The sequence below is a fragment of the Mesorhizobium sp. M7A.F.Ca.US.014.04.1.1 genome (assembly GCF_003998745.1).
Classification (GTDB): domain Bacteria; phylum Pseudomonadota; class Alphaproteobacteria; order Rhizobiales; family Rhizobiaceae; genus Mesorhizobium; species Mesorhizobium ciceri.
Genome location: NZ_RZRW01000454.1, coordinates 1 through 4,688, shown reverse-complemented (window position 1 = coordinate 4,688; position 4,688 = coordinate 1). Strand labels below are relative to the sequence as shown.

Genomic DNA, 4,688 nt, shown 5'->3' with positions numbered 1-4,688 from the left:
GATAAACTTGGGCTGGGGGGTGGGGAGTTCAGACCGCGCCCATGCCCCGTCGACGGGCGCACGGGTAGAGATGAGGAGCCGCGAAGGGTTTAGTCAGTGGGTCGCCGGGAATATGGTTTATCACCGCGAGGAATAGACGAATCACGCCCGGATCCGACTGTGTTCGTCCCCCGGTGCGCCAAGGCGGCCGGGCGAGGCGTCATCACAGGAGTGAGCCTTGCCGCACCGCTCCGGCATTCCATATGAGAATGGGTGTTAGTCTTCCGGCACGTCTGTGGAGCGCCTGGATTGCCCACATAGAGTGGGATCAACGACCACTTGGCGGAGATTCAGTGAATGCTCGGGCGATACTCGACATGAGTGGCAGGCCTCGGTCTAGGAACGCGACCGGCGGGGCGCCGCTTTCAGCAACTGAAATCGCCTGCCGCGCGGCGCAGGCACTGACAGCCTCAGGAGCCGCAAGGCGTGGCCTCAGGGCTGGCGTGCCAGCCCCCGGCTTCAGTCTCTATGATTGCGAGGGCGGGGCAGTGTCGCTGAGCGACGCTTTGAGCTCCGGACCGGCCGTCGTGACGTTCCACGGCGGTTTATGGTGTCCAACCTGCATCGCGGATTTGCAGGCCCTGGAGGCTGCGTTGCCCGAATATACCTACCGTGGGACCACGCTGCTTGCGATCTCACCACAGACCCCGAACCACAATCGAGCCGTCAGGGAGCAGGCCGGAACAAGCTTTCCCCTGCTCGCGGACCCGCGAAATCGCGTGGCGGCCTCCTTCGGGGTTCTTGTGAAACTGACCCCAGGGCTGATCGATCTCTACCAGCGGTCTGGAATCGACCTGCCGACACTGAATGGTGACGAGAGTTGGACGCTACCACTACCGGCCCGCTTCGTCATCGCTACGGATCGCTCCATCCGGTACGCCGAAGTGAGTGCCGACTTCACGCGCCGCACCGATCCCCTGGAGCTGCTGCCGGTTCTACGCGGCGCCAGCCCGTCCGCCTGACGGCGCGAGGACCACTCTACTGGCCCGCCGCTCGAAGCAGGGGACGCGTCAGACGATCGTCGACGGAGCCGCCGCATCGGCCATCAAGCTGTCGACAAAGCTGACAAACGACCTTGCCTTAGCGGTCGCGGTGCGACCGGCAGGATAGACCGCCCAGAGATCGATCGACGGCAATTGCCATTCCGTCAAAGCCCGCTGGACGGTGCCGTCGGCCAGCTCTGGCGTGAACATCCACTCAGACGCAACAGTGAGTCCCGCGCCAGCGAGCACCGCGGCGCGGATGCCTTCAGCCGCGGTGATCTCCCGGCGGCTATTGACCGTAACGGATACCTCCGAGCCATCCTTCCGAAACGCCCACACATCGCTCCCGCCGCTGTGCGGGTAGACGATCGCTTGGTGGAGTGCCAGTTCGCCCGGCAGCATCGGCTTGCCGCACCGTTCGAAGTAGGCCGCAGCGCCGAGGACTGCCCGGGGACACGAGGCGATCTTTCTCGCGGTCAAACTGGAATCCGGCATCGACCCGAAGCGCAGGGCGACGTCGATCCCTTCCTGGACCAGGTCAATGTTCCGGTCATCGAGGACGACCTCCATTTCGAGGTCAGGGTTCTGCGCCAGGAATTCAGCGATCTTTGGGACGATATGCAGGCGCGCAAAGGTTACGGCGGCGCAGACCCGCAACTTGCCGGATAGACCGGTTCCGGCGCCGCGCGCCGCAAGCTCGGCCTCTTCGGCCTCCTCGACCGATCGCCGCGCCCGTTCGTAGAAATTCAGGCCAGCCTCCGTCGGCGCAAGCCCACGGGTAGATCGCACCAGCAGCTTCACCCCAGCCGCCGCTCAAGCTGGGCTATAGTCTTGGACACGGCGGGCTGCCCGACGCTCAGTTGCCGCGCGGCCTTCGAAAACGACCCTGTATCGACGACGGTCAGGAAGGTCTGCATTGTCGCGAAGCGATCCATCGGCATGCCCTGCAGGAAATGGCGGAGACGCCACGCAGTTCACTGCCCGTCGCCGTCCCAAGCTTAAAACTTAGCCATTGCCAGCCGTCTCGCAAGGCATGGTTGCGGCCCGGGTGGAAGAAGCGTGGCCAGGAGACGGATCGCCTCGAGCATTCCTAGACGGAATTGATGATGTTGTCGCTAACCAGACGGTTCAGGCAGACGCCTTGCCGATTGAGGCGCCGCCATCAACAAATAGGGTTTGGCCGGTGATGAAGCCCGCATCTTCAGACAGCAGGAATTCGGCAGCCGCTGCGATCTCCCAAGGCTTCGCAAAACGACGGGCCGGCACCGCGGCGAGAAAGCGGGCTTCGGCTTCACTGCCATGGGGGGTGGTGGTTCGGAAGAGCTCCGTTTCAGTTGGTCCCGGCGCCACACCGTTTACGGTGATGCCCTCCTCGGCCAGCTCAAGAGCCCAGGTCCGCGTAAAGGCGATCAGTCCGGCCTTGGCGGCCGAATAGCTAGACCGTTGGCGCATGCCGAGCGCCACCAAGCTTGAGATGTTGACCACGCGTCCGAAACCTGCCGCCCGCATCGCCGGCAGGGCGGCCTGCACCGTCTGCAGGGCCGGGCGCAAGTTAAGATCGAGGACGGATATGAGCTCGTGCGTGGGGATATCGCCAAGCTCGCGGAGCTTGACCAGTCCAACGTTGTTGACCACGGCGGTGATCGCCTCTTCGGAGGCAAGAGCTTTTAGGATCGCTTCGGTCGCCGCTGCGTCCGCCAAGTCGACGGCGACGGCGCGACCCGGAAAATCGGTCGGCAACGTACGCGCGAGCCCAATGACACGTTGGCCATTTCGGGCCAGCCGCTCCGCCAGGGCTCGGCCAATGCCTTTGGTCGCTCCAGTGATAAGAACGGTGCGTTGGGTCATGAGGATTCTTTGTATGGGGACTGAGGTGGCCCCGGGCAGATCTGCGGTAACCGAGGCGGCTGGCGGACAATGGCAACTGGGCGAGCCGAAGCTCGCCCAGCTAAAGTTGTCAGATCTGCGAGACGCCGCCGTCCACTTCGAGTTCGATGCCGTGGATGTATTCGCTGTCGCTGGATGCCAGGAACACCGCAGCCTTGCCGAGATCGGCAGGGGTGCCGAGACGACCGAGCGGAATGGTCGTCGCGACGTGGTCTTCGGCCCCAGCCGGCAACAAGGTCTTCAGACCAGGCGTCAGGGTATGACCGGGGCTCAGCACGTTGATGCGGAAGCCCAGTTCCTTGGTGTCGTGGATCCAACCCCGGATCAAGCTGCGGATCGCCGCCTTGGTCGAGGAGTAGACGGACATCGCCGGGATGCCGATTTGGCTGGCGATCGAGCCGGTCAGGATCACCGAGGCGCCCTTGGGCAGCAGGGGCAGCGCCTTCTGCAGGGTGAACAGCAAGCCCTTCACGTTCGTGTTGTAGTGCCTGTCGAAGTGCTCTTCGGTGATCTCGCCGAATTTCGCGAATTCGTAGAAGCCCGCGTTCAGGGCGAGGACGTCGATCCGGCCATCGGTCGCCTTGACCTGGGCGAACAGCTTGTCGACGTCGGCCATATTCGCAGCGTCTCCTTGAACGCCGACCGCGCCGTGGCCGATTTCGGCCAGGGCCTTGTCCAGCTCGCTCTGGCGGCGGCCGGTGATATAGACCTTGGCGCCTTCGGCGGCGAAGGCCTTGGCGACGCCCAGACCGATACCGGCGCTAGCGCCGGTGACGACAGCGATCTTGCCGTCGAGTTTCTTGCTCATTTGTGACGTCCTTAAATTATTCCCGGACAACGGCGGCCGGGGCTCCGCAATGCTCGGCGCCGGGGTGACGCGAGCGGATGAGAGATATGGGACTGGGCGAAACCCAGTAGTGCTCGTGTTTGACTAAGCCTTATTCCTCCCAGGAATGAAGAAGGCCGAGGTCATCGCTATGGCCACCCCTTTCGGAATGGGTCGGAACGGACTTGCCGGCGACAAGAGCGCTGTGCGCGCATGCAATGGCCAATGCCCGAGGCCGGTTGCGCCTCCGTTGCGAACAGTCTCGGTAAAGCAGCGGTTGGCCTGGTGGCGTGGCCTACGCTGGCGGGACGAGGGCGGTCACCCGTTCAAGAGCGCGTTGGACTGCCGGGCGCGCCGAAATCCCTTCGTACCAACGAGCAATATTCGGCGTCGCCTCGAAGTCGATGCCGGCGAAGTCGCGTCGCCACAGCCAGCCGAAGTGAACGATATCGGCGATCGAGAAGTCCGGACCGGCCGCGAACTTGCGATGCGCCAGCACCCCGTCCAGGACCGCCAAGACCCGCTCCGCCTCCTTTTGGAAACGATCGATCGCGAGGGGAAGGTTCTCCGAAGCCTGACGCTTGAAAAACCCGACCTGACCAAGGGCGGGCCCGATCCCGGTCAGGTGGAAGAACATCTGCTCGAACACGCGGGCGCGAGCGGCCCCGCTCCTGGGCAATAGCTCGCCGGTCTTTTCAGCCAGGTAGATGAGGATCGCGCCCGACTCGGTCAGGGTTAGCGTTTCGCCGTCCGGGCCTTCGGGGTCAACCAGGACCGGGACCTTGCCGTTGGGGTTGATCGCCAGGTAGCCTGGCTGCTTCTGGTCGCCCTTGCGGACGTTTACGGCGTTTAGCTTGTAGTCCAGGCCAAGCTCTTCCAGGGCGATCGGAATCCGGAGGCTGTTTGGGGTCGCGAAGGCATATACTTGCAACATGAGGGTCCCGTTCAAAATT

The 4,688-nt window shown here is 63.6% G+C and carries 6 protein-coding genes; 1 reads left to right on the top strand and 5 read right to left on the bottom strand.

All coding sequences use genetic code 11. From position 1 onward, the window contains the following. Positions 1 to 242: 242 nt before the first annotated feature. Positions 243 to 1,001 (top strand): peroxiredoxin-like family protein, encoded by a 759-nt coding sequence (locus tag EOA22_RS24815; RefSeq protein ID WP_082826778.1) that lies wholly within the window; start codon positions 243 to 245, stop codon positions 999 to 1,001. Between the two features lie 48 nt (positions 1,002 to 1,049). On the opposite strand, the gene EOA22_RS24810 is transcribed toward EOA22_RS24815, so the two are convergent. The 5 genes from EOA22_RS24810 to EOA22_RS24795 form a co-directional block, all read right to left on the bottom strand. After that, a complete protein-coding gene (locus EOA22_RS24810; protein ID WP_348629503.1) occupies positions 1,050 to 1,823 on the bottom strand; it encodes a substrate binding domain-containing protein in 774 nt (257 codons plus the stop codon). Further along, positions 1,820 to 1,957, bottom strand: a complete 138-nt coding sequence (locus EOA22_RS39720) for a LysR family transcriptional regulator (protein ID WP_348629502.1) — start codon at positions 1,955 to 1,957, stop codon at positions 1,820 to 1,822. Before EOA22_RS39720 ends, EOA22_RS24810 begins: the two co-directional genes overlap by 4 nt. Positions 1,958 to 2,150: 193 nt before the next feature. After that, positions 2,151 to 2,870: an SDR family oxidoreductase gene (locus EOA22_RS24805; protein ID WP_127390277.1), complete on the bottom strand. Its 720-nt coding sequence runs from the start codon at positions 2,868 to 2,870 to the stop codon at positions 2,151 to 2,153. A gap of 109 nt (positions 2,871 to 2,979) precedes the next feature. Beyond that, positions 2,980 to 3,717: an SDR family oxidoreductase gene (locus EOA22_RS24800; protein WP_063170725.1), complete on the bottom strand. Its 738-nt coding sequence runs from the start codon at positions 3,715 to 3,717 to the stop codon at positions 2,980 to 2,982. Positions 3,718 to 4,030: 313 nt separating this feature from the next. Further along, the coding region (locus EOA22_RS24795; protein WP_245478678.1) for a glutathione S-transferase N-terminal domain-containing protein at positions 4,031 to 4,688 on the bottom strand (658 nt) is incomplete at its 5' end.